The organism is Desulfovibrio piger, from assembly GCF_012843875.1.
Classification (GTDB): domain Bacteria; phylum Desulfobacterota; class Desulfovibrionia; order Desulfovibrionales; family Desulfovibrionaceae; genus Desulfovibrio.
In genome coordinates, this window is sequence record NZ_JABAFY010000001.1 from 36,302 (window position 1) to 58,010 (window position 21,709).

Annotated in this window: 22 protein-coding genes; 12 read left to right on the plus strand and 10 right to left on the minus strand. The window is 65.0% G+C overall.

Going from position 1 to position 21,709, the window contains the following annotated elements:
- Window positions 1–150: 150 nt before the first annotated feature.
- Entirely contained in the window at window positions 151–2,433 is a 2,283-nt protein-coding gene (locus HF854_RS00170) for an STT3 domain-containing protein (RefSeq protein WP_168934467.1), read from the minus strand.
- Between the two features lie 130 nt (window positions 2,434–2,563).
- Complete coding sequence (locus HF854_RS00175; protein WP_168934468.1) at window positions 2,564–3,232, minus strand: 16S rRNA (guanine(527)-N(7))-methyltransferase RsmG; 669 nt, start codon at window positions 3,230–3,232, stop codon at window positions 2,564–2,566.
- A gap of 97 nt (window positions 3,233–3,329) precedes the next feature.
- Here HF854_RS00175 and HF854_RS00180 point away from each other — a divergent pair, with 97 nt between their 5' ends.
- The 9 genes from HF854_RS00180 to HF854_RS00220 all read left to right on the plus strand — a co-directional run bounded on the left by HF854_RS00180 (window position 3,330) and on the right by HF854_RS00220 (window position 11,635).
- Entirely contained in the window at window positions 3,330–4,283 is a 954-nt protein-coding gene (locus tag HF854_RS00180) for an ACP S-malonyltransferase (protein WP_168934469.1), read from the plus strand.
- A 30-nt stretch (window positions 4,284–4,313) separates the two neighbouring features.
- Window positions 4,314–5,969: an arginine--tRNA ligase gene (argS, locus tag HF854_RS00185; protein WP_168934470.1), complete on the plus strand. Its 1,656-nt coding sequence runs from the start codon at window positions 4,314–4,316 to the stop codon at window positions 5,967–5,969.
- 5 nt (window positions 5,970–5,974) lie between these two features.
- A complete protein-coding gene (locus tag HF854_RS00190) occupies window positions 5,975–6,763 on the plus strand; it encodes an SPOR domain-containing protein (protein WP_168934471.1) in 789 nt (262 codons plus the stop codon).
- Window positions 6,764–6,781: 18 nt separating this feature from the next.
- Entirely contained in the window at window positions 6,782–7,576 is a 795-nt protein-coding gene (locus tag HF854_RS00195) for an MlaE family ABC transporter permease (RefSeq protein ID WP_168934472.1), read from the plus strand.
- Window positions 7,577–7,582: 6 nt separating this feature from the next.
- Window positions 7,583–8,398, plus strand: a complete 816-nt coding sequence (locus tag HF854_RS00200) for an ABC transporter ATP-binding protein (protein ID WP_168934473.1) — start codon at window positions 7,583–7,585, stop codon at window positions 8,396–8,398.
- Between the two features lie 177 nt (window positions 8,399–8,575).
- Window positions 8,576–9,025, plus strand: a complete 450-nt coding sequence (mlaD, locus tag HF854_RS00205) for an outer membrane lipid asymmetry maintenance protein MlaD (protein WP_006006299.1) — start codon at window positions 8,576–8,578, stop codon at window positions 9,023–9,025.
- 1 nt (window position 9,026) lies between these two features.
- Window positions 9,027–9,683 (plus strand): Tgt2/MlaC family protein, encoded by a 657-nt coding sequence (locus tag HF854_RS00210; RefSeq protein ID WP_168934474.1) that lies wholly within the window; start codon window positions 9,027–9,029, stop codon window positions 9,681–9,683.
- 18 nt (window positions 9,684–9,701) lie between these two features.
- Window positions 9,702–10,535 carry an MlaA family lipoprotein gene (locus HF854_RS00215; protein WP_168934475.1) on the plus strand — a complete coding sequence of 278 codons (834 nt, stop codon included), beginning with the start codon at window positions 9,702–9,704 and terminating at the stop codon, window positions 10,533–10,535.
- Window positions 10,536–10,672: 137 nt separating this feature from the next.
- Window positions 10,673–11,635 carry an ABC transporter ATP-binding protein gene (locus HF854_RS00220; protein WP_168934476.1) on the plus strand — a complete coding sequence of 321 codons (963 nt, stop codon included), beginning with the start codon at window positions 10,673–10,675 and terminating at the stop codon, window positions 11,633–11,635.
- Between the two features lie 447 nt (window positions 11,636–12,082).
- Here HF854_RS00220 and HF854_RS00225 read toward each other — a convergent pair whose 3' ends face one another.
- The 8 genes from HF854_RS00225 to HF854_RS00260 form a co-directional block, all read right to left on the minus strand.
- On the minus strand, window positions 12,083–12,685 hold the full coding sequence (locus tag HF854_RS00225) for a class I SAM-dependent methyltransferase (protein WP_303933545.1): 603 nt from the start codon (window positions 12,683–12,685) through the stop codon (window positions 12,083–12,085).
- A 242-nt stretch (window positions 12,686–12,927) separates the two neighbouring features.
- Window positions 12,928–13,929, minus strand: a complete 1,002-nt coding sequence (gene ilvC, locus HF854_RS00230) for a ketol-acid reductoisomerase (RefSeq protein ID WP_168934477.1) — start codon at window positions 13,927–13,929, stop codon at window positions 12,928–12,930.
- A 159-nt stretch (window positions 13,930–14,088) separates the two neighbouring features.
- Window positions 14,089–14,577, minus strand: a complete 489-nt coding sequence (gene ilvN / locus HF854_RS00235) for an acetolactate synthase small subunit (protein ID WP_168934478.1) — start codon at window positions 14,575–14,577, stop codon at window positions 14,089–14,091.
- A 12-nt stretch (window positions 14,578–14,589) separates the two neighbouring features.
- A complete protein-coding gene (gene ilvB / locus HF854_RS00240; protein WP_168934479.1) occupies window positions 14,590–16,281 on the minus strand; it encodes a biosynthetic-type acetolactate synthase large subunit in 1,692 nt (563 codons plus the stop codon).
- A gap of 23 nt (window positions 16,282–16,304) precedes the next feature.
- Window positions 16,305–16,532, minus strand: a complete 228-nt coding sequence (locus tag HF854_RS00245; protein WP_168934480.1) for an HP1242/YdcH family protein — start codon at window positions 16,530–16,532, stop codon at window positions 16,305–16,307.
- Between the two features lie 61 nt (window positions 16,533–16,593).
- Complete coding sequence (locus HF854_RS00250; RefSeq protein ID WP_040369507.1) at window positions 16,594–16,896, minus strand: YggT family protein; 303 nt, start codon at window positions 16,894–16,896, stop codon at window positions 16,594–16,596.
- 2 nt (window positions 16,897–16,898) lie between these two features.
- On the minus strand, window positions 16,899–17,543 hold the full coding sequence (locus HF854_RS00255; protein ID WP_168934481.1) for an HAD family hydrolase: 645 nt from the start codon (window positions 17,541–17,543) through the stop codon (window positions 16,899–16,901).
- On the minus strand, window positions 17,543–18,505 hold the full coding sequence (locus HF854_RS00260; protein ID WP_168934482.1) for a hypothetical protein: 963 nt from the start codon (window positions 18,503–18,505) through the stop codon (window positions 17,543–17,545). The genes HF854_RS00255 and HF854_RS00260 overlap by 1 nt, the downstream gene beginning before the upstream one ends.
- A gap of 412 nt (window positions 18,506–18,917) precedes the next feature.
- On the opposite strand from HF854_RS00260, the gene pdxS reads away from it, so the two are divergent.
- From pdxS to HF854_RS00275, 3 genes are all read left to right on the plus strand, one after another.
- Window positions 18,918–19,799, plus strand: a complete 882-nt coding sequence (pdxS, locus tag HF854_RS00265; protein WP_006009534.1) for a pyridoxal 5'-phosphate synthase lyase subunit PdxS — start codon at window positions 18,918–18,920, stop codon at window positions 19,797–19,799.
- Between the two features lies 1 nt (window position 19,800).
- Window positions 19,801–20,382 (plus strand): pyridoxal 5'-phosphate synthase glutaminase subunit PdxT, encoded by a 582-nt coding sequence (gene pdxT / locus HF854_RS00270; protein WP_168934483.1) that lies wholly within the window; start codon window positions 19,801–19,803, stop codon window positions 20,380–20,382.
- Between the two features lie 351 nt (window positions 20,383–20,733).
- A complete protein-coding gene (locus HF854_RS00275; protein ID WP_168934484.1) occupies window positions 20,734–21,699 on the plus strand; it encodes a P1 family peptidase in 966 nt (321 codons plus the stop codon).
- Window positions 21,700–21,709 lie beyond the last annotated feature (10 nt).

A 21,709-nucleotide genomic window follows, 5' to 3' on the forward strand; every position in this document is an offset into this window, starting at 1 on the left:
GGACGGCTTTGTCCGGCAAAAAGCATCCCCGCGACCGGGGCTCCCCCGGCATCCGCTTCCTCTTTTCCAGACAAAACACGCTGGGGAAGGCCAAGAGATTTGAGGAGAGGTCTGCCCTCTCCTCAAGAATCCCTCAACGTCCGCCCTTCCCTACAGCACTTCGTAGATACGGCAGAACACGTTGTCGTAGACCAGCTTGAAATAGGGCGAGATGGCCGGATCCTGCGGATTGCCCACCAGCAGGCGCACCATGAGCGAATTGTAGAGGTTGGCATCCATGGCCAGCTTCTCGTCCGTGATGCGGTTGAAGAAGAAGTGCACGTTGCGGCGTCCGGAAAGGAATTCCTGCCGCTGGGCCGCCGTGGCCCGCGGATGGCTGTCGAACCACTGCTGGATGTAGTCCCGGCGGGTGACGCCCGTCTCCTCGAACACGCTGATGGACGCCGGACGGATGGGCGTGGCGCTGTCGTCCAGCAGGACCTCGCCCTTGTCCAGATTGTAGGCCACGGCCTGCGGCAGGATGGACAGGGCCGCGCCCTCTCCCTGCCGGGTCACGAAATCCCAGTTGCCGAAATTGCTGATCCAGAAACCGAGACGCAGCATCTCGAAGCTGACCGTCACGAACTGCCGCCCTTCGCCTTCCACCAGCGCCGTTTCCGGCGAGCGCAGCTTGTCCATGAGGTCCTGGGCCTGCTGGGCGTCCAGTCCGGCAAAGACCTCGCTGGCCACCTCCTCGTCGAAGGGGTCGCGCCCTTTGGCGAACTGGCTGGTATAGCGGATGAGCTGACGGGCGAAACGGGGATTGTCCGTACCCAGCACCGCCGCCGAAAGATAGAGCGGCGCTCCGGCATTGCGGGCACCGTCCGCGATGGTGAGGCGGTGGGCAAAATGATGGGCCGCGTAGCCCCAGTCCCACCACAGCCAGAGCGTGGCATCCTTGGGCACCACGGTCTGGGCCCGGCTGAGCATCTCGGCATGGCGGCGGTTGATCATGGGGCCCTGCGACATGGCCGGGATGATGTTCACGAAGGGGGCCACCAGCAGCGCCAGCAGCAGCGCGGAGGTCAGGATGCCCGTCACGTTGGGGCGCAGCTTGCGCAGCAGACGCTGGAGCATCCAGTACAGGGGCAGGGTCAGGCCCACGGCCACGATGGGCGCGCCGAACATGACCATGCGGCCGCCCATCTTGGTGCTGAGCAGGCCCAGCGCCGCCAGCGGCAGCAGGAAGAGCGCGCCGGGACGGCGGAAGATCACCCACACAAAGCCCAGCAGGCCCAGGGCCGCGGCCTCGTGCCAGGGATGGAAATAGGCCAGCACGGCCAGCAGGCCAAGGTCCTGCACTTCGGTAAGGGCCTGTCCCGCAGGCGGATAGATGAGGGCCAGCGCCCCGCTGCCGCCCGAGACCTCGGCCTTCTTCATGTACAGGGAAAGCTGGTGGGTGATGGTCTGCAACAGTTCGCCCGACAGGAAGAGGGAGCCCACCCCCAGCCAGAGGAGGATGAGGACCCAGGGGCGACACAGCCACTGGCGCAAACGGTACATCTGACGGGCGCGCGTCCAGCCCGCGGTCATGAGCAGGGCGCTGAAGCCGAAGAACAGGGGGCCGCCCAGGGTGGGCAGGGCGTAGGCCAGCGAGCCCAGCAGCAGAAGGTTGCGGCGGCCGCGCGGCGCCATGACCAGGCTCATGAAGGCCAGCAGACAGACATTGTAGCGGGTCAGATAGGGGAAGACCGAGTGCCATTCCTGCGTCCACCAGGAGATGACGCCGGAAACGCCCAGCAGCACCACCCACTGCCAGCGCAGGGGGTTGCCCAGGCGCAGGTCCTGCTCGGCCAGCGAGCTGCCCCAAAGGCGTCTGGCCGCGGCCAAGCCGGAACCGACGATGAGCTTTTTCAGGATCAGCTGGGGCAGGAGCATGTAGCGCATGGCCCAGCAGGCAGGCGCCAGGGTCATGAGCAGGGGGAAGAACAGGGTCACCAGGTCCGTGTCGTAGTAGCCCAGCAGCGTGCGGGCCAGGAAACCCGGCGCAAGGCTGGTCAGCAGGCCCGCCGCCACACCGGCTTCCATGCTGCCCAGGGCCCAGACCCAGGCGTAGACGATGACGGCCACGAAGCAGGAGAGCAGCGCCGGGAACCAGAAGGCCACCGCTGCGGGATAGGTCCCCAGCAGATCGGCCATGCCGCGCAGCATGACGGCCATGGGGTGCCCCACCGCATGGCCGAAACCTTCGGCACCGGCCACCCAGTGGTAGGCATCGTGCGTGGCCAGCAGCCATTCCGAGCCCAGACGGTACTCCGGGTTCTGCCAGCAGGGCCATTCCAGCATGCGCAGGGCAAAGGCCAGGCCCAGGGTCACCAGGCCCCAGAACAGGCCGTGCAGCCAGAAGGTGCGGTTCTCAGCGGTAAAATAGACGGAGACCGGTTTGTCCGTCATGCGTGCTCTCCTTTGTGGCAGAGAGTTTTCAGGCAGAAGAAGGGACGCATCCCGGGGATACGAAGAAACGTGCGGGGAAAAGGCGAAAAGCCTGGGGCCCTCCCGCGTGGGCAGCCCCTCCCCTCAAAAACTATCCTTCGGCTCTCCGGCGCAGGGCCCAGAACCAGCGGTGCACGTTGTCGGCCGTGTAGGCGAAGGACCCCACCAGCGCCCAGCCGTCGATGTCCCCGGCGGCGGGCGGCTCCTCGCGGGCCAGGATCACCACGATGCCGTCATCGGCCAGATGCGGGGCCACCAGCTCCAGCAGCTGCGGCCAGGGCATGAAGGCCCGGCTGGTGATGCAGTCGGCCTTGCGGGCCTGCTTGGGGAAAAAGTGCTCCACCCTGCCCCGGAAAACATGGGTCCCCGGCAGGGGCACGCGGGCCAGCACCGTGGAAAGGAACAGCGCCCGTTTCTCCCGGGCCTCCACCAGCCAGCAGGTGCCGCGCTGCCAGGCCATGCGCAGGGGGATGGCGGGCAGGCCCGCACCGGAGCCCAGATCCCAGCACAGGGGATCTTCGGGCAGGGGCAGGCCGTCGAGGAAGGTCGCCAGATGGAAGCTGTCGGCCACCAGGCGCTGCATGGCGTCGCGCCAGTGATGCGCGCCCACCAGGTTCATGGCCTTGTTCCAGCGGCAGAGCAGCTGCAGATATTCCGCCAGCCCGGGCAGGGCCGCCTCGGGCACCGTCACGCCCGCCTCCCGGGCGCATCGCGCCAGGGCGGACAGGGAGATGTCGTCGTGTTTCGCGTTGGGCTTCATGGGCCTTGTGTAGCCTCTGGCGGCGGGACTTGCAAGCTCTGGCGCTCTGTCGTAAAAAAGACGACTTTATACCGCTTGCCAATCCATTTTTGGAGCTATGAAAATGACATCGTGTGCATTGCTTTTTCCCGGCCAGGGCTCGCAGGAAGCGGGCATGGGCCGGGAGCTGGCCGAAGCCCGTCCCGAAGCCATGACGCTCTGGAAGCGCGCCGAAGCCATCAGCGGCCTGCCGCTGCGCGAGATCTACTGGGAAGGCGATGCTGCCGCCATGAGCGACACCCGCGCCCTGCAGCCCGCGCTGACCGTGGTCAACATCAACCTCTGGCGTGAGCTGGCGGGCAAGGTGCGCCCCTGTGCCGCCGCCGGTCACAGCCTGGGCGAATTCAGCGCCCTGGCCGCCGCCGAGGTGCTGGATCCCGAGACCGTGCTGCAGATCGTGTCCCTGCGCGGCCGCCTCATGGCCGAGGCCGATCCCGACGGCACCGGCAGCATGGCCGCCATCCTCAAGATGAAGCAGGAAGACGTGGAGGCCCTGGCCCGCGAGGCCGCCGTGGAAGCCGACGCCCTGCTCATCGTGGCCAATTACAACACCCCGGCCCAGTTCGTGGTCAGCGGTCACCGCGATGCCGTGGCCCTGGCCTGTCAAAAGGCCAAGGAGCACCGCGGCCGCGCCATCGAGCTCAAGGTGAGCGGCGCCTTCCACAGCCCCATGATGGAAAAGGCCTCCCGCGAGCTGGAGCCCCTGCTGCGCAAGGCCGTGTGGCGCAAGCCGCAGTTCCCGGTCTACTGCAACCTGCACGGCCGCGCCGTCACCGACGGCGAAAGCGCCAAGGAAAGCCTGCTCAAGCAGATGACCTCGTCCGTGCTCTGGATCGAGACCGTGCGCAACCAGTACGCCGACGGCGTGCGCCGCTGGGTCGAAGTGGGTCCCAAGGCCGTGCTGGGCAAGATGGTGCCCGCCTGTCTCAATCATCTGGACGAGGCCGCCCGCCAGGAACTGCGGGTGGAACTGGTCAACAGCCTCGAAAGCGTGGAAAATTTTTCGGCGTAGGCGCGAGCCCCGCCTCAGGAGATAAAATACATGCGCGCTACCGACGTTTTGCGCTCTGCCCTCATGGACATTGTGGAAGAGATGGGCCTCAACTGGCCCGCCAAAGCGGTCATCGAACCGCCCCGCGACCCCAAACACGGCGACCTGGCCGCCAACATCGCCATGCTGCTGGCCCGCGAGGCCCACAAGAATCCCCGCGAACTGGCTCAGATCTTCGTGGAAAAGCTGCCCCAGCGCTGCGCCGACATCGAAAAGGTGGAAGTGGCCGGCCCCGGTTTCTGCAACGTGACCTTCAGCCAGCACTTCTGGCGCAAGACCGTGTGTGAAGTGGAAGCCGCCGGTGCCGCCTACGGCCAGAGCAGCGTGGGCCAGGGCCGCAAGACCCTGGTGGAATACGTTTCCGCCAACCCCACCGGTCCCCTGCATGTGGGCCACGGCCGCGGCGCCGCCGTGGGCGACAGCCTGGCCCGCCTGCTGCGCAAGGCCGGTTTCGACGTGGAGACCGAGTACTACATCAACGACGCCGGTCGCCAGATGCGCATCCTGGGCCTTTCCGTGTGGCTGCGCGTGAAGGAACTGGCCGGTCGTCCCGTGGAATGGCCTGAAGACTACTACCGCGGCAGCTACATCATCGATATCGCCCGCGAGATGCTGGCCGAAGATCCCCGCCTGCCCGACATGGAAGACCAGGCCGGTCAGGACCGCTGCTACGAACGCGCCATGAACGAGATCCTGGACGGTATCAAGGCCGACCTGGCCGACTTCCGCGTGGAGCACCAGCACTGGTTCTCGGAAAAGACCCTGGTGGAGAGCGGCGCCGTCAAGGCCGCCTTCGACGCCCTGACCGAAGCCGGGCACACCTTCGACAAGGACGGCGCCTTCTGGTTCGCCACCCAGGCCCTGGGCGACGACAAGGACCGCGTGCTGCGCAAGTCCGACGGCAGCCTGACCTATTTCGCCTCGGACATCGCCTACCACCACAACAAGTTCCAGCGCGGCTATGACTGGCTCATCGACATCTGGGGCGCCGACCACCACGGTTACGTGCCCCGCATGCGCGCGGCCATCACCGCCATGGGCAAGCCCCGCGAAAGCTTCGACGTGGTGCTCATCCAGCTGGTGAACCTGCTCCAGGGCGGCAAGCCCGTGAGCATGTCCACCCGCGCCGGCACCTTCGAGACCCTGGCCGACGTGGTCAAGGAAGTGGGCGCCGACGCGGCCCGCTTCATGTTCCTTTCGCGCAAGAGCGACACCAGCCTGGACTTCGACCTGGAGCTGGCCAAGCAGCGCAGCCTGGACAACCCGGTGTACTATGTACAGTACGCCCACGCCCGCATCTGCGCCGTGCTGCGCCGTGCCGAGGAACGCGGCATCACCCTGCCCGCCGCTGCCACGGACGAACTGCTGGCAGCCCTGGACACCCCCGAAGACATGGCCCTGCTGCGCAAGATGGCCGGTTTCGAGGACATGGTGGCCACCGCTGCCCAGGCCCTGGCCGTGCATCACGTCAGCCACTATCTGATGGATCTGGCCGGTATGCTGCACAGCTACTACGCCAAGCATCAGGTGCTGCTGGCCGACGATACGGCCCGCACCCTCTCGCGTCTGGCCCTGCTGCGCGCCGTGAGCCAGGTGCTTCGCAACGGCCTTGATCTGCTGGGCGTCAGCGCTCCCGAGGCCATGTAGATCCTATGGCCCAGCCTTTGCGAAAGATCCGCCAGCGTATCGCTCCCGCTGTGCCCAAGGGCGGTTTCAGCTTCACGCTGCCGCCCCTGGCCGCGGGGGCCGTCTGCATCGTCATGCTGGCCTGCATAGGCTGGGCCTTCTTCATGGGCTATATGGTGGGCCACGGCCAGAACCCCGGCGAAGAGATGCGGGAACTGACCGGCATCGGCCGTCCCGACAGGGAGACCCTGGCCGAGATGGACAAGGCCATGGCCGGTTCCGAAGACGCGGGCCTGCGCGACAAACTGGCCGACCTGAGCCGGCAGCCCGTGGGCGGCGCCCCTGCCGCTCCCGACGGGGATGCCGCTGCGGCCCCCGCTGCCGCTGCCAACGCATCCGCCGCACCGGCCGCGGCCCCTGCCGCCAAGAGCTCGTATCCTTTCAACAAGCCTTCGGACAACGGACTGGCGGCCTGGGGCAATGCCCCCAAGGGCGCGGCCCAGCCCGCTTCCGAAAAAACGGCGGCCCCGGCCAAGCCCCAGGCGGCGACGAACGGCGCGCCCCTGTATGATTTCGTGTTCCAGGTGGCGGCCTTCCGCAATGTGGACGACGCCGACCGCCTGCGCCAGCGCCTGGAAGGCCAGGGCCTGCGCACACGCGGCCAGAAAAGCGGCAAGCTGACCCTGGTCATGGTCCATATGCGCGGCACGGATCTGGATGCCGCCAACCTCAAAGAAGAGCTGCAACGCATGCGGCTCGGCTCTCCCCTGCAAAAATCCAAAAAACGGGTAGGCGGCAAACCCCGCCCCCGCTAGTGAGGCGTGTTACCCTTTATGAGCAGCATCCTGACGTTCTGCAACCGGCTGGGCACCGCTGTGCTGCGCATGCTGGACAGTCTGGGCGCCGTGACCCTTTTCATGCTCGACGGCCTGCGCCATATCTTCACCAGTCCCCGCATCGTTCCCCGCACCATCCAGCAGCTGTACGTCATCGGTTACAAATCCCTGTTCGTCATCCTGCTCATCGGCATCTTCTGCGGCATGGTGCTGGGCCTGCAGGGTTACTATACCCTCGTCCAGTTCGGTTCCGTGGGCATGCTGGGCTCGGCCGTTTCGCTGAGCCTCATCCGCGAACTGGGCCCCGTGCTCACGGCCATCATGCTGGCCGGACGCGCCGGTTCCTCCATGGCGGCCGAGATCGGCGTCATGCGCATCTCCGACCAGATCGACGCCCTGGACGTCATGGACATCAACTCCATGGCCTATCTGGTCAGCCCCCGCCTGGTGGCCTCGCTGCTGGCCTTCCCCCTGCTCACGGCCATCTTCGACGCCATCGGCATCATCGGCGGTTACCTCACCGGCGTGCTCATGCTGCACATCAACGAAGGCGCCTATCTGTACCGCATCGCCAGCTCCGTGACCATGAACGACGTGGCCGGGGGCTTCATCAAATCCCTGGTCTTCGGCCTGCTGGTGGCCACGGTCTGCTGCCATCAGGGCTACACCACCCACATGCGGCGTGACAGTGTGGGCCCCGAAGCCGTGGGCAACGCCACCACCTCGGCCGTGGTCATCTCCTGCGTGCTCATCCTGGTGGCCGACTATGTGCTGACCTCCTTCCTGCTGTAGGTGACCATGAACGCCTGGGACATCTCTTTTTCTTCCCTTTCCGTAGGCTACGGCGACCACGCCGTGCTGCATGACATCAACGCCACCCTGCCCGGCGGCAAGGTCTCCGTCATCCTGGGGGGCTCCGGCTGCGGCAAGTCCACCCTGCTGCGCCACATCATCGGCCTTTCGCGGCCCATCAGCGGCAACCTGCGCATCGGCGGCCAGGACCTGTTCAGCCTGCCCCATGCCGAGGCCCGGCGCATCCGCCGCCGCATGGGCGTGCTTTTCCAGGACGGTGCCCTGCTGGGCGCCCTGACCCTGGTGCAGAACGTCTGCCTGCCCCTCAGCGAGCATCTGCGCCTGCCCAAGGACGTCCTGCGCGAAGCCGGGCTGCGCGTCCTGCGCATGGTGGGGCTGGAAGACTTTGCCGACTATTTCCCCAACCAGCTTTCGGGCGGCATGCGCAAACGGGCGGGCCTTGCCCGGGCCCTCATCGCCGAGCCGCGCATCCTGCTGTGTGACGAGCCGACATCCGGCCTGGACCCCATCACGGCAGCGCGCATGGATGCCCTGTTGCAGGCCATGCACCGCCAGTACCCGGAAATGACCATCGTGGTGGTCAGCCACGACCTGGCCAGCCTGCGCTGCATCGCCGACCATGTGCTGGTGCTGCGCGAGGGCCGGGCCATCTTTTCCGGTACGCTGCCGGAACTGGAGGCCAGCCGGGACCCGTACCTGCTCCAGTTCCTGCGCCGTGAAGGCGGCGACGAGGAAAGCCTGGCCGACGCCCCTGCCGACCCGCGCGTGAGCGCCGCCCTGGACAAATGGTTCAGGACCTAGGCGGGGCCGGCGGCCCTCTGCCCTGTGCTGCGCTGCGGGGCCGTGCCGCCGCATCCATCGTCTGATACCCGGCGAGCCGCCAACGAATGTTGCCGTATATCGTTGCGGACGCACCTTGAAGATTGCCCCTGCCGGGCGTATAACCATAGCGCGGCATTGCCGCACAAGGAAATTGCCATGAATTCTTTCCGCCAGACCGCTGTCGGCATCTTCGTCCTGCTGGGCCTTGTCTGCGTGGCCTACCTGACCATCAAGCTCGGCAAGATGGAGGTCTTCGACAGCAAGGGCTTTGAGCTTGTGGCCAACTTCAACTCCGTTTCCGGTCTGCGCGTGGGCGCCGACGTGGAGATGGCCGGTGTGCCCGTGGGCCGTGTGGCCTCCATCAAGCTGGATGACGACCTTTCCCGGCGTCAGGCCCGCGTGGTCCTGATCCTGGACAAGGACCTGCAGCTGCCCGCCGATACCATCGCCTCGGTCAAGACCAGCGGCCTTATCGGTGACAAGTACGTCAACCTGACTGCCGGCGGCTCCGAAGACATCCTGGCTTCCGGGGACACCCTGGAAGAAACGGAATCCGCCGTGGACATCGAATCCCTTATCAGCAAATACGCCCTGGGAGGTGTGTAATATGAACAACCGTCGCACGGTGCTCGGCCTGCTGGCCGCTGCCGCCCTCACCCTCTGCCTGTCCCTGCCCGGCTTTGCCCCCGCCGCCGACGCGGCCGAAGCTTCTCCGGCCCGCAAGGCCCTGGAGGTCTCCATCAGCCGTGTGCTGGACTGCATCAAAAACCCCGACTATGTGAACCCCGCCACCCGGCCGCCCCTGCGCCGCCAGATCGAGGACGAGGTCTACCATATCTTCGATTTCGGCGAATTCTCGTCCCGTACGGTGGGCCCCCGCTGGAAGGAATTTTCCGCCGCCCAGAAAAAGAGCTTCAGCAATGCCTTTGCCGACCTGCTGCTGACCACGTATCTGAACAAGGTGGACGGCTATAACGGCGAGCAGGTGGCCTATACCGGCGAGATCGCCAATGCCGCCAAGACCCGTGTGGAAGTCCGCACCGAGATCACCATGAAGGACGGTACCCGTGTGCCCGTGGCCTATCGCATGATGGCCAAGGACAACAGCTGGCGCGTCTATGACATCATCGTGGAGAACCTGAGCCTGGTCAAAAACTACCGCACCCAGTTCCAGGACATCCTGACCAGCGGCACCCCTGACGAGCTCATCGCCCGCGTCAAGGCCAAGGCCGACGAAGTGCGCAAGCAGCCGGTCGGCAAATAGCCGCCAAACGGAGACAGCATGCGTCCCCATATCCTTGTCCCGCTCCTGCTGCTGACGCTCCTGTGCGCCGTGCCCGCCGGTGCCGCTCCGGCCGCTCCGGCCACGGAACACGCGCCGTCGAGCCTGTATGACAGCAGCAGCCCCACCATGCCGGCCGGGGCCATCTCCGTGCATCCTTATGCCCATGAGCAGCTGGCTGACGGGGATTCCCTGGATGATTACGACAGCGAGCCCCTGACCAGCATCGCCGACCCGCTGGAGCCCTGGAACCGCTTCTGGTTCGCCTTCAACGACATCTTCTTCCTGCATGTCGCCAAGCCGGTCTACAACTTCTACGAGACCGTCGTCCCCCAGCCCATCCGGGGCGGCGTCAAAAACTTCTATGCCAACATCCTCATGCCCAAGCGCATGATCAACAGTCTGCTGCAGTTCCGCGTCAAGGAAGCCTTTGTGGAATTCGGGCGCTTCTGCATGAACACCACCGTGGGCCTGGGCGGCTTTGCCGATGTGGCCAGCACCAAGAAGATCCTGGTGGACATCGATCCCGGCGGCGAGGATTTCGGACAGACCCTGGGCCGCTGGGGCATCGGGCACGGTTTCTACATCGTCTGGCCCTTCCTGGGCCCCAGCTCCGTGCGTGAAAGCATCGGCTTTGTGGGCGACTGCGCCACCGATGTCTTCTTCTTCGTCCATCCCTGGGAGCTGGCCACGGCTTCCGAGCTCTACCTGCGCTTCAATGCCCTGGACGACCTGCTGCCCACCTACGAGAGCCTGAGCGGCATCGCCGTGGACCCGTACATCGCCGTGCGCGAGGCCTACATCCAGTACCGCGAGGCGCGCGTCAAACGCTGATCCGCCGTCACCTCGACGACATCCGGGGGAAGGAGCCGTTTCCGCAAGGAAAGACTCCTTCCCTTTTTCAAACCCGCCGTGCCGGGACCCTGCCGGGGACCGGCCGCCCAACCCAACAGCCGGGGAACACTCCGCCCATGAACCTGGACGATACCCTCACTCTGGAACAGCTTTCCGTCAGTTTCAGCACGGACGACGGCATCCTGCCCGCCGTCCACGCCGTCAGCCTCAGCCTGCCCCCGGCGGGCATCACCTGCCTGGTGGGCGAATCCGGTTGCGGCAAAAGCCTCACGGCCCGCGCCATCCTGCATCTGCTGCCCGAAAATGCCCATATCAGCGGCCGTATCCTGTTCCGCGGCCGCGACCTGCGCACCATGCCCCTGGAAGAGATGCGCGCCCTGCGGGGCCGCCATATCGCCATGATCTTCCAGGAGCCCATGACCTCGCTCAATCCGGTGCTGAAGGTAGGCATGCAGACCGCGGAGCCCCTGCGCCTGCATCTGGGCCTGTCCCGCAGCGAGGCGCGGCAGGAGGTCATCCGCCTGTTCTCCGAGGTGGGCATCCCGGCGGCGGAGAGCCGCTATGACGATTATCCCCATCAGCTTTCCGGCGGCATGCGCCAGCGCGTGATGATCGCCATGGCCCTGGCCTGCAAGCCCGATCTGCTGCTGGCGGACGAGCCCACCACGGCCCTCGACGCCACCATCCAGGGGCAGATACTCAGCCTCATCACGGAACAGAGCCGCAAGCGCGGCATGGCCGTGCTCTTCATCACCCACGACCTGGGCGTGGTGGCCCGTATCGCCGACAACGTGGGCGTCATGTACGCGGGGCATCTGGTGGAACACGCTCCCACGGCCGAGCTGTTCCGCAATCCCCTGCATCCGTATACGCGCGGGCTCATGCGCTCCGCACCGGGACGTGCGGCCATGGGCATGCAGCGCCTGCCCGCCATCACCGGCAGCGTCCCCAGCCTGGACAACATGCCTGAAGGCTGCCCCTTTGCCCCGCGCTGCGACGAAGCCTTGCCGCGCTGCTTTGAAAGCGCCCCTATGGCCCGGTGCGAGAACGGCCACAGCGTTGCCTGCTGGGCGGTGTAGGCCGCCATTGCTTTTAGATCGAGAGGAGATCCCCTTTCGCTCTGCTGTCGATGCCCGTAACTTCCTGCGTCGCAACGGGCACGGCCTTGCGGCCGCCATCCGGTCGCATCTTGCGGCAAAAAGGGGCCTCTCCCCTCGAACGCCCTTCCTCTCCCCAAGCACCAGTATGTCCATCTGCCTTGCGGATGGACTTTTTTGTTTTGCAGCGGCCCGGGTCGCTCAGGGACGATCACAAAGCACCGGGATGGGGACAGGCCAGGCAGTGACAGGCTGCAGCCGTTACGACGGGCAGCAATAAGACAACCCCTGCCCTAAACGAAAAACACCCGCCGGAGCGGGTGTTTTTTCCGTCTGCAAGTCACAGGGGCGACTGTTGGGGAAGCTGCGATAGAGATGCCGGTATGGCGGACGCCGCTCCCCTCCGGTCAGCCTGTTGAGCAGGCCGCCTCAATCGGAAGAGGGGATGCGCCGGACAAGGACCTGGATCCAGCGTTCCCGCAGCTCCGCCGCACGGTCGTCCTCCCCTGTCCGCATATCCAGGCAGGAAAGCTCCGGCAGCGCATCCAGCAGGGCCCGGACACCGGCCTCGTCCATATCCGTGAAGCAACGACCGTCCGGGCTGTGGCGCTGCCCCTGACCGTACTTGAAATTGAAGAACATCACGCCGCCGGGACGCAGGGCACGCTGCAAACGCCGCAAGGCATCGGGCAGATCCGCCGGGGCCACATGCAGCAGGCTGGCACAGGCCCAGATACCGTCGAAACGCTCCTGCCATGCCACGTCTTCGAAGCAGAGCACGGGCACCTCCTGCCCCAGCAGGAGCGCTGCCTGCCGGGCCATCTGCGGCGAAGCATCGAAGGCCTCCACCCGGAAGCCCGCCTGCCGGAAAGCCAGCGCGTCCCGCCCCGAGCCGCAACCGGCATCAAGGATGAGCCCGCCGGGGCGCACATGCGGCAGAAAACGGGCATACAGAGGCCGCAGGTCCATATCATGGGATGCCGCAGCGTAGCTGGCCGCGCGCTGGTCATAGAATGCCGTATCCGGTGCCACAGTTTTCCTCCCTTTGTCTCATCGTAGCGGGATGCACTGGTCATCGGCCGGACAGGGCCGCTCCCTCCCGGAACAGGGACGGAGCCTGTCCTTCCCGCTGTCTTGCCGCGGGAAGTCCCGGAGGCTGGTCGCTGCCCGCACGGCCATATCACAGGCCTTCTTTTCAACGCCCCTGCCCGGCCTCCGAAACAAAAAAGGGGGACCGAAGTCCCCCTTTGTGAGCGTCATGACGGACAGCGGAACTAGTCCTTCTTGTCCTTCTTCAGCCAGGTCATCATGCCGCGCAGTTCCTTGCCCACCTGCTCCAGCTGGAGGTTGGCTTCGTTGCGGCGGGTGGCCATGAACATGGGATAGTTGGCGCGGGCTTCGAGGATGAAGTCACGGGCGAACTTGCCGCTCTGGATGTCCTTCAGCACGGCCTTCATTTCCTTCTTCACGGCGTCGGTGATCAGGCGGGGGCCGGTCACATAGTCGCCGTATTCAGCCGTGTTGCTGATGGAGTAACGCATGCGGGACAGGCCGCCTTCGTACATCAGGTCAACGATCAGCTTCATTTCGTGCATGCACTCGAAGTAAGCCATTTCGGGCTGGTAACCGGCTTCCACCAGGGTTTCGAAACCGGCCTTGATGAGGGCGGAGATACCGCCGCACAGCACGGCCTGTTCGCCGAAGAGGTCGGTTTCGGTCTCTTCACGGAAGCTGGTCTCGATAACGCCGGAGCGGGTGCCGCCGATGCCCTTGGCGTAGGCCAGGGCCACCTTCAGGGCTTCACCGGTGGCGTCCTGCTGGATGCCCACCAGGCAGGGCACGCCGCCGCCTTCGGTGAAGGTACGGCGCACCAGATGGCCGGGACCCTTGGGGGCGATCAGGAACACGTCCACGTCCTTGGGAGGCACGATCTGGTTGAAGTGGATGTTGAAGCCGTGGGCGAACAGCAGAGCCTTGCCGGGAGTCAGGTTGGGCTTGATGTCCTTTTCGTACACGGCGGCCTGCACTTCGTCAGGCAGCAGGATCATGATCAGGTCGCCCTGAGCGGCAGCTTCGGCAGCGGACACGGGGGTAAAGCCGTGCTGCTTGGCCAGCTCGTAGTTGGCGCCGCCGGGGCGCTGGCCCACGACGACCTTCACGCCGGAGTCGCGCAGGTTCTGGGCATGGGCATGGCCCTGGCTGCCGTAACCGATGATGGCCACAGTCTTGTTTTTCAAGACGGAAAGATCGGCATCCTGATCATAGTAAACTTTCATGGCTCTTGTCCTTTTCAATGGAAAAATACTCGGTATTCCCGAGGGGGAAACTTCTATTTGGGATGCCGTGGCGCAAATGTCAAGCGTCACGGCATCCCTCAGGCAAATTTGCCGTCATCTTCCGGTGGGGGACCGTCCGCGATCCCGCCGCCGGGGATGCTATTCACACTTTTTGGAGCGGCGCATGGCCACGGAACCGGTGCGGGCCACTTCCTTGATGCCGAAGCGGTGCAGCAGGCTCAGGATGGCGTCCAGCTTGTCGTGGTCGCCGGTGGCCTCGATGGTCATCTCGCTGGAGCTGACGTCCACCACCTTGCAGCGGAAGATCTCCACGGTACGCAGGATCTCGCTGCGGGCGGGGCCTTCGGCCTGCACCTTGACGAACATCATCTCGCGCTCGATGGCGGGCATGTCGGCAAAATCCGTCACCTTGATGACGGTCACGATCTTGTGGAGCTGTTTCATGATCTGCTCCAGGATCTGGCTGTCACCGTAGGTGGTGATGGTCATGTGCGAAACGCCCTCTTCCAGGGTAGGCGCCACATTGAGCGAATCGATATTGAAGCCGCGGCCGCTGAACAGGCCGGCCACGCGGCTGAGCACACCGGGCTCGTTCTCCACCAGCACGGAAAGAACATGTCTTTGCATGGCGTCCCTCCTCTACACCAAGAGCATCTCATCCAGGGCGGCCCCGGCGGGCACCATGGGATAGACGTTTTCCTCGCGCTCAACCATGACGTCGATGAAGGCCGGGTTGGGCGAGGTCAGGGCCTTGCGCAGCACGTCTTCCAGCTCTTCGGGCTTGCTGATGCGGTAGCCTTCGGCGCCGTAGGCCTCAGCCAGCTTCACGAAGTCGGGCTGGGCCTCCATATTGGTATGGCTGTAGTTGCGATTGTAGAAGAGTTCCTGCCACTGGCGGACCATGCCCAGATGACCGTTGTTGAGGATGACCACCTTGACCGGGATCTTGTTCTGCACCACGGTGGCCAGTTCCTGGATGTTCATCTGGATGGAGCCGTCACCGGCCACGTTGATGACCAGCTTGTCCGGGAAGGCGAACTGCGCGCCGATGGCCGCGGGGAAGCCGTAGCCCATGGTGCCCAGACCACCGCTGGTCAGCAGGGTGCGCGGTTTGGTGAAGGTATAGAACTGCGCGGCCCACATCTGGTTCTGCCCCACCTCGGTGGCGATGATGGCATCGCCCTTGGTGATGGAGTACATGGTCTCGATGACCTGCTGCGGCTTGATGTGGCCGTTCTTGTTGTAGGCCAGCGGATGGTTGGCCTTCCATTCATGCACGGTCTGCAGCCAGTCGGCATGCATGCCCGACCAGTCGGTATCGGCCATCTTGGCGCGGCAGATCTCCAGGATACCTTCCAGGGCCTGGCGGCAGTCGCCCACCACGGGCACGTCCACTTCCACGTTCTTGCGGATGGAGGTGGGGTCGATATCGATATGCACGATGCGCGCATGGGAGGCGAAGTCCTGCAGACGGCCGGTCACACGGTCGTCGAAGCGCGCGCCCACACAGACCAGCAGGTCCGCATGGTTGATGCTCATGTTGGCAGCGTAGGTACCATGCATGCCCACCATGCCCAGCCACAGGTCGCCGTTGGCGGGGAAGGCGCCCAGGCCCATGAGCGTGGTGGCCACGGGGATGTTCAGTTCGTGGGCCAGCTCGCAAAGGACTTCCGAAGCATTGGCCATGATGACGCCGCCGCCCGCCAGGATGATGGGCTTGCGGGCCTTGGCCAGCTCTTCGGCCGTACGGCGCAGCTGGTTCAGGTTGGGCTTGTAGGTGGGATTGTAACTGCGCATGAAGATATCTTCAGGCCAGACGAATTCCGTACGGGCCTGCATGATATCCTTGGGCAGGTCCACGAGGACAGGCCCGGGGCGACCGGAGCGCGCAAGATAGAAGGCCTGGCGGATGGTCTTGGCCAGGTTGCGCACGTCCTTCACCAGAAAATTGTGTTTGGTACAGGGACGGGTGATGCCCACGATATCGACTTCCTGGAAGGCGTCGTTACCGATGAGCTGCGTGGGGACCTGTCCCGTGAAGACGACCAGCGGAATGGAATCACAGTAGGCTGTGGCTATGCCCGTAACGGTATTGGTGGCGCCGGGTCCGGAAGTGACCAGACAGCACCCAACCTTGCCGGAGGCACGGGCATAGCCATCAGCCGCGTGCACAGCCCCTTGTTCATGCCGCACCAGAACATGCTTCAGTTCCGGATGCCGCGGCAACTCGTCATAAATATCAATCACAGCACCGCCCGGGTAACCGAACAGTACATCAACACCTTCTTTTTTAAGGGATTCCAGGAGAATCTGCGCACCTGTGAGTTCCATAGGGTCAACTCCTGCGCCAGCAGTTATGCTCCGGCGCGATGGCTATCCAAGAGCTCCATGAGCTTGGTTTTGCCTTCAAGTTTTTGTTTCTTAAGCTGCTTCAGGGTCTGTTCCTCGGTGGGGGTACGGAAAGACTTGGCTTCCAGCTTTTCTACCTGCTTGCTGTAAATGACGTGGTCTTCCCATAGGGATTTCAGCTCCGGATCAGTGGGCAGTAGCTGTTCGATGAGTTCAATTTCATGCTGATCCATAAGAAATCTCCAGCGTTAGATGTTCGGCGCCCGGCATGGCGCCCGTTACGACAAACCGCTGCTACACCAGAGTAGCGGCAAACTGGGCCAGTGATGCGATGACGATGCGGTTGATGAGCTGGATGACCAGCAGCACCACCACAGGCGAGAAATCGATGCCGTTGGTATAGGTGAAGGGCAACCATTTCCGCACCCGGTAGAACACGGGTTCCGTCAGGGTGCGCAACGCGCGCACCACAGGGTTGTAGGGATCGGGACGCACCCACGAAAGCACGGCCGCCACGATGACAACCCAGAAATACAGATTGAGGACTATGGCCAGCAGATCGACCACGGCCAGGATGACATTCTGTACAAAAAACATGCCTACTCCCATTCATTTTGCAGCAGCCCGGCCAGTTCGTCATAACCGGCTGCCGCGAGCGGGCCTTGCAATTCCCCGCCGAAGGCCGCGAACACGACGCCTGCGGCGGTGGCGGCTTTCTGGTCGTTGGGACTGTCGCCCACAAAAAGCACCTGCTCAGGATCGGCCCCCCACTGTTCAAGGATCAGCCGCACACCATCGGGGGCGGGCTTGGGGGCTGCTTCCGTCGCCGTGACTACAGGATTAAAATAGGAGGGCAACGCCAAAAAGTCCAGAACCCTTTGCATCCCTTCCGCAGTTCTGTTGGTATGCACGGCCAGACGCATGCCGTGACTGTGCGCGAGCTCAAGGAATTCCCGGTAACCGGGATAGATCTGCAGCAGGGGAACGATGTCGCGCGAATAGATGACCTCCGTCCGCACCACTTCATACATGCGCTGATGCATCTCGGGAGGCACGATGTATTCCAGCGCCTGCCGAGCCGTGGCCATGAACGTATAGGCATCCTGCTCCGGGGTCAGGGGCGGCAGTCCCAGGGCCGCCAGCACCTTGTTGTAAAAGATGGCGTTGGCGGCGCGGGAATCGATCATGACCCCGTCACAGTCGAAGATGATGCCGGTAAGGCCGTGCGGGAAAAGTTTGCCCATCAGTCGTCCCCGCGCAGCACTACAGTGCGTTCTTCCTGCCAGCCGGGGCAGCAGCGGGGCGCACGCGGACGCCCGAGGATGCGCCACAGGGGGGCACGCGCCTGCAACAGGGATACGGCGTTGCCTTCCGCATCACACAGGCGCAGGGGGCTGTCGTCGGGCAGGGGCCGGAACTCCAGCTCGCCCTGACCGTCCAGCAGGTCGCGACGCATGCGGCCCTCGGCCAGCAGCAGGCAGTCCGCCGGGGCAAAGCGCACCACGGCGTCCAGCAGACGGGGCCAGGCGGGCAGCAGGGAATCGTCCACATGCACGGGGCTGTTGAGGGTGGCCAGCGTGGCCAGGGCGGCCTCCGTGTCGCGGGCATCGCCCGCCAGCAGGGCCGTCTCGTCAAGATCGGCGGGATCCATGTCCAGTGCGGCCTGCAGACGGGCATTGCTGCTGCTCAGGCTGGAGCTCAGGGCCTGGAGTTCGGCCAGACGCTCTTCCTGCAGCCAGCTCCAGAGCAGCATGCGCTGGGCCGCACAGGCCTTTTCCCGCTCTTCGCGGGCGGCTTCCAGGGCCTGGGCCGTCTCCAGGGTGCCGTCGGCCATCAGGCCGGCACGCAGGGCGCTTTCCGCGCTGTTGCGGCGGGCACGGCCCACGTCGGCGCCCAAAGTCCCCACCGGCTGGCCGGAAAGGGCGGCATCCCCCATGCGCTGGAGGTCGTCCAGACAGGCCGCGGCTTCACGCGGCGAAAAAGGCAGATCCTCCGGCATATGCCACGGCCCCTCGGGAGCCGGGGCCGCGACGGTCACGGCACGACGGCCGGACGCCGTCAGCCCTCCGGCGGCAGGACGGGAAAATTCTTCCGGCAGACCGGGCCACAGACGCAAGACAGGACAGGACCCTTCCGCGGGCAAAAGCAGTGCTTCTCCGGGCAGGGGACCACGCAGGGCGGGGACACGGATACAGAGTGCAGACATGTATCATCCTTGGTTAAGCTGGAGTTTTTAGCATACGCCACAGGGGGACACGATTGCAAGGCCAAAGCCGTCATACCCTGACATCTCCGGCGCTCCCCTGCCCCGCCATGATTTATGGAAAAGCTTTTCCTCAGGGAGGCCCCGATCTTTTCCGGTGCCTGCCGTTACCCCGACCTGCCGCAACGGCGATGCAGACCGCAGACTGTGCGTGCGGACATGGAAAACCGCCGTCCATCCTGTCAGAACAGGCTCCGGGCCTTCCCCCGGACGGGCACGGCCTGTCTGCCGTAAGGCGCAGGACGGGCCCGGATTATTGTCACTGACGACGATATGGCATATAACGCGCTTCTGGCCGTTAAACGGCCCCACGCAACTTAGCGCACCGCACGGCGGTGCCGAAGGAGTAGAAGATATGGAACAGGGCACCATTCGCCTGAAGACCGGTCTTGCAGAAATGCTCAAGGGTGGCGTCATCATGGACGTGACCACCCCCGAACAGGCGAAGATCGCCGAAGAAGCCGGCGCCTGCGCCGTCATGGCTCTTGAACGCGTCCCGGCCGACATCCGCGCCGCCGGCGGCATCGCCCGCATGGCTGATCCCACCATCGTCAAGCGCATCATGGAAGTGGTGAGCATCCCCGTCATGGCCAAGGCCCGCATCGGCCATTTCGTGGAAGCCCGCATCCTTGAGGCCCTGGGCGTGGACTACATCGACGAGAGCGAAGTGCTGACCCCCGCCGATGACCGTTATCATATCGACAAGCGCGACTTCACCGTGCCCTTCGTCTGCGGCTGCCGCAACCTGGGCGAAGCCCTGCGCCGCATCGCCGAAGGCGCGGCCATGATCCGCACCAAGGGCGAACCCGGCACCGGCAACGTGGTGGAAGCCGTGCGCCATTGCCGCCAGGTCATGGACGAGATCCGTGTGCTCTGCTCCCTGCCCGAAGCTGAAGTGGCCAACTTTGCCAAGGAAAACGGCGCTCCCCTGGAAGTCTGCATGGCCGTGCGCAAGGAAGGCCGCCTGCCTGTGGTGAACTTTGCCGCCGGCGGCATCGCCACCCCAGCTGACGCCGCCATGATGATGCACCTGGGCTGCGACGGCGTGTTCGTGGGCTCCGGCATCTTCAAGTCCGGCGACCCGGCCAAGCGTGCCCGCGCCATCGTGCAGGCCGTGACCAACTACAAGGACTACGCCCTGCTGGCCGAGATCTCCCGCGACCTGGGCGAACCCATGGTGGGCATCGACATCTCCACCATCCCGCCGGCCGAACGCATGCAGGAGCGGGGCTGGTAGCATGGCCCGCATCGGAGTCCTGGCCCTGCAGGGGGCCTTCCGCGAACATGCCGCAGCGCTGCGCCGTCTGGGCGCCGATGTCTGCGAAGTGCGCCAGCTCAAGGACATGGAAGGCCTTGAGGGCATGGTCATCCCCGGCGGTGAAAGCACCACCATCGGCAAGCTGCTGGTGGAATGGGACATGCTGGAGCCGCTGCGCCAGCGCATCCTGGACGGCATGCCCGTCTACGGCAGCTGCGCGGGCCTGATCCTGCTCTGCAAGGAGATCGAAGGCTCTGACCAGCCGCGTCTGGGCGTGCTGGACGCCACCGTGCGCCGCAATGCCTTCGGCCGTCAGGTGGACAGCTTCGAGACCGACCTGCACATCGACGGTCTGGCCGGTGAGCCCCTGCGGGCCGTGTTCATCCGCGCGCCGCTCATCAGCCGCGTGGGCGAAGGCGTGCGGGTGCTGGCCCGTCTGGATGCCGACCGCGGCGAGCGCATCGTGGCCGTGCGTCAGGGCAATGTGCTGGCTACGTCCTTCCACCCCGAACTGACCCCGGACCTGCGCCTGCACCAGTATTTCCTGGACATGCTGGCCTGATCCGCGGCATCTGCCGAAAAACAAGGAGCCCCGCGCCGAACGTTGCGTTCGCGCGGGGCTCTGTCGTTCTCTGGCACCGGGATGCGCCCAGGAGGATCTTTGGCTTCTTCTGTCAAATGTCCGCCCCTTCCTCCGAAAATGTCTCCACTCCTGACCGGTACCTGGCGACCGGCCCGCACAAGGCCTGTCGTCCTCCCCTTCCCGGTACGGCCCGGACTGCGGACCGCATCCCCCACAAGGGAGGCTTTCCTTTTCCGCGTGAACATGAAAGATTTGTCCCATGCGCCCTCTCCCGGCAGCAGCCGTATGGTTGCACGGGCGCAGCTGCCAACCTCCGCCACAGGAGTTCCCATGAGCAATACCACCCTGACCGCCATCGACGGCCTGCTGGCAGGCCACGCCACGGACGACCGGAACCATACCGGCTGCACCGCCATCCTTTGCCCGCAGGGCTTCACGCCGGGCATCGCCGTGCCCGGATTCGCCCCGGGCTGCCGCGAGACCGAACTCATGCGGCCCGAATCACAGGTGGATACAGTGCACGGCCTGCTGCTGGCCGGAGGCAGCGCCTTCGGACTGGCCGCTGCTGACGGCGTCATGCGCTTTTTACGCGAACAGGGACACGGATTCGCCATGCCGCACGGTGTCATCCCCATCGTCCCGGGGGCCGTCATCTACGATCTGGACATGAATGCCCGGCCCGGCGTGCTGCCCGATGCGGACATGGGCTATGCCGCGGCCCGGGCGGCCTCGGCGGCACCGCTGGCCGAAGGCGCTGTGGGGGCAGCCTGCGGGGCCCGCTGCGGCCGCCTGTTCTGCCTTTGCCAGGATGCAGCGGGCAAACCGCTGGATCTTTCGGACAAGAGCGGTCTGGGCAGCCTGTGCCTGGAACGGGAGGGCATACGGGTGGCGGCCCTGGTGGTCCTCAATGCGCTGGGCAATGTCTACGATGCCCGGGGGAACTTTCTGGCCGGCGGGCGCTTCCCTGACGGCACGCCTGTGCCCCATGCGCAGGCTTTGGACGCTCTGGCCGGACAGGTCCCTGCCGGCAATACCGTGCTCACCGTAGTGGCGACCAACGTCCCCCTGGACAAGACCCAGTGCAGCCGTCTGGCCCGCATGGCCGCCACCGGTCTGGCCCGGCATATCATCCCCGCGCACATGCTCTTCGACGGGGATATCGTGTTCACGCTGGCCAGCAAGCAGCCCCTGCCCGAAGGGCACGGCCCCTGGAATGAGCTCCTGCTGGGGGCCCTGGCCGCTGACGCCGTGGCCGGGGCCGTCTGCCGTGCCGCCCGGCCGGGGATGTTCGCGTGATGCCGCATCA

What these genes read in the sequence shown, in the direction of transcription:
- HF854_RS00190 (WP_168934471.1), top strand. Translation starts at nt 5,975, where the DNA reads ATGGCCCAGCCTTTGCGAAAGATCCGCCAGCGTATCGCTCCCGCTGTG.
- HF854_RS00255 (WP_168934481.1), bottom strand. Translation starts at nt 17,543, where the DNA reads ATGGGCAAACTTTTCCCGCACGGCCTTACCGGCATCATCTTCGACTGT.
- HF854_RS00260 (WP_168934482.1), bottom strand. Translation starts at nt 18,505, where the DNA reads ATGTCTGCACTCTGTATCCGTGTCCCCGCCCTGCGTGGTCCCCTGCCC.
- pdxS (WP_006009534.1), top strand. Translation starts at nt 18,918, where the DNA reads ATGGAACAGGGCACCATTCGCCTGAAGACCGGTCTTGCAGAAATGCTC.
- HF854_RS00170 (WP_168934467.1), bottom strand. Translation starts at nt 2,433, where the DNA reads ATGACGGACAAACCGGTCTCCGTCTATTTTACCGCTGAGAACCGCACC.
- pdxT (WP_168934483.1), top strand. Translation starts at nt 19,801, where the DNA reads ATGGCCCGCATCGGAGTCCTGGCCCTGCAGGGGGCCTTCCGCGAACAT.
- HF854_RS00180 (WP_168934469.1), top strand. Translation starts at nt 3,330, where the DNA reads ATGAAAATGACATCGTGTGCATTGCTTTTTCCCGGCCAGGGCTCGCAG.
- HF854_RS00215 (WP_168934475.1), top strand. Translation starts at nt 9,702, where the DNA reads ATGCGTCCCCATATCCTTGTCCCGCTCCTGCTGCTGACGCTCCTGTGC.
- HF854_RS00200 (WP_168934473.1), top strand. Translation starts at nt 7,583, where the DNA reads ATGAACGCCTGGGACATCTCTTTTTCTTCCCTTTCCGTAGGCTACGGC.
- ilvC (WP_168934477.1), bottom strand. Translation starts at nt 13,929, where the DNA reads ATGAAAGTTTACTATGATCAGGATGCCGATCTTTCCGTCTTGAAAAAC.
- HF854_RS00210 (WP_168934474.1), top strand. Translation starts at nt 9,027, where the DNA reads ATGAACAACCGTCGCACGGTGCTCGGCCTGCTGGCCGCTGCCGCCCTC.
- HF854_RS00195 (WP_168934472.1), top strand. Translation starts at nt 6,782, where the DNA reads ATGAGCAGCATCCTGACGTTCTGCAACCGGCTGGGCACCGCTGTGCTG.
- HF854_RS00175 (WP_168934468.1), bottom strand. Translation starts at nt 3,232, where the DNA reads ATGAAGCCCAACGCGAAACACGACGACATCTCCCTGTCCGCCCTGGCG.
- ilvB (WP_168934479.1), bottom strand. Translation starts at nt 16,281, where the DNA reads ATGGAACTCACAGGTGCGCAGATTCTCCTGGAATCCCTTAAAAAAGAA.
- HF854_RS00275 (WP_168934484.1), top strand. Translation starts at nt 20,734, where the DNA reads ATGAGCAATACCACCCTGACCGCCATCGACGGCCTGCTGGCAGGCCAC.
- HF854_RS00245 (WP_168934480.1), bottom strand. Translation starts at nt 16,532, where the DNA reads ATGGATCAGCATGAAATTGAACTCATCGAACAGCTACTGCCCACTGAT.
- ilvN (WP_168934478.1), bottom strand. Translation starts at nt 14,577, where the DNA reads ATGCAAAGACATGTTCTTTCCGTGCTGGTGGAGAACGAGCCCGGTGTG.
- HF854_RS00250 (WP_040369507.1), bottom strand. Translation starts at nt 16,896, where the DNA reads ATGTTTTTTGTACAGAATGTCATCCTGGCCGTGGTCGATCTGCTGGCC.
- HF854_RS00220 (WP_168934476.1), top strand. Translation starts at nt 10,673, where the DNA reads ATGAACCTGGACGATACCCTCACTCTGGAACAGCTTTCCGTCAGTTTC.
- mlaD (WP_006006299.1), top strand. Translation starts at nt 8,576, where the DNA reads ATGAATTCTTTCCGCCAGACCGCTGTCGGCATCTTCGTCCTGCTGGGC.
- argS (WP_168934470.1), top strand. Translation starts at nt 4,314, where the DNA reads ATGCGCGCTACCGACGTTTTGCGCTCTGCCCTCATGGACATTGTGGAA.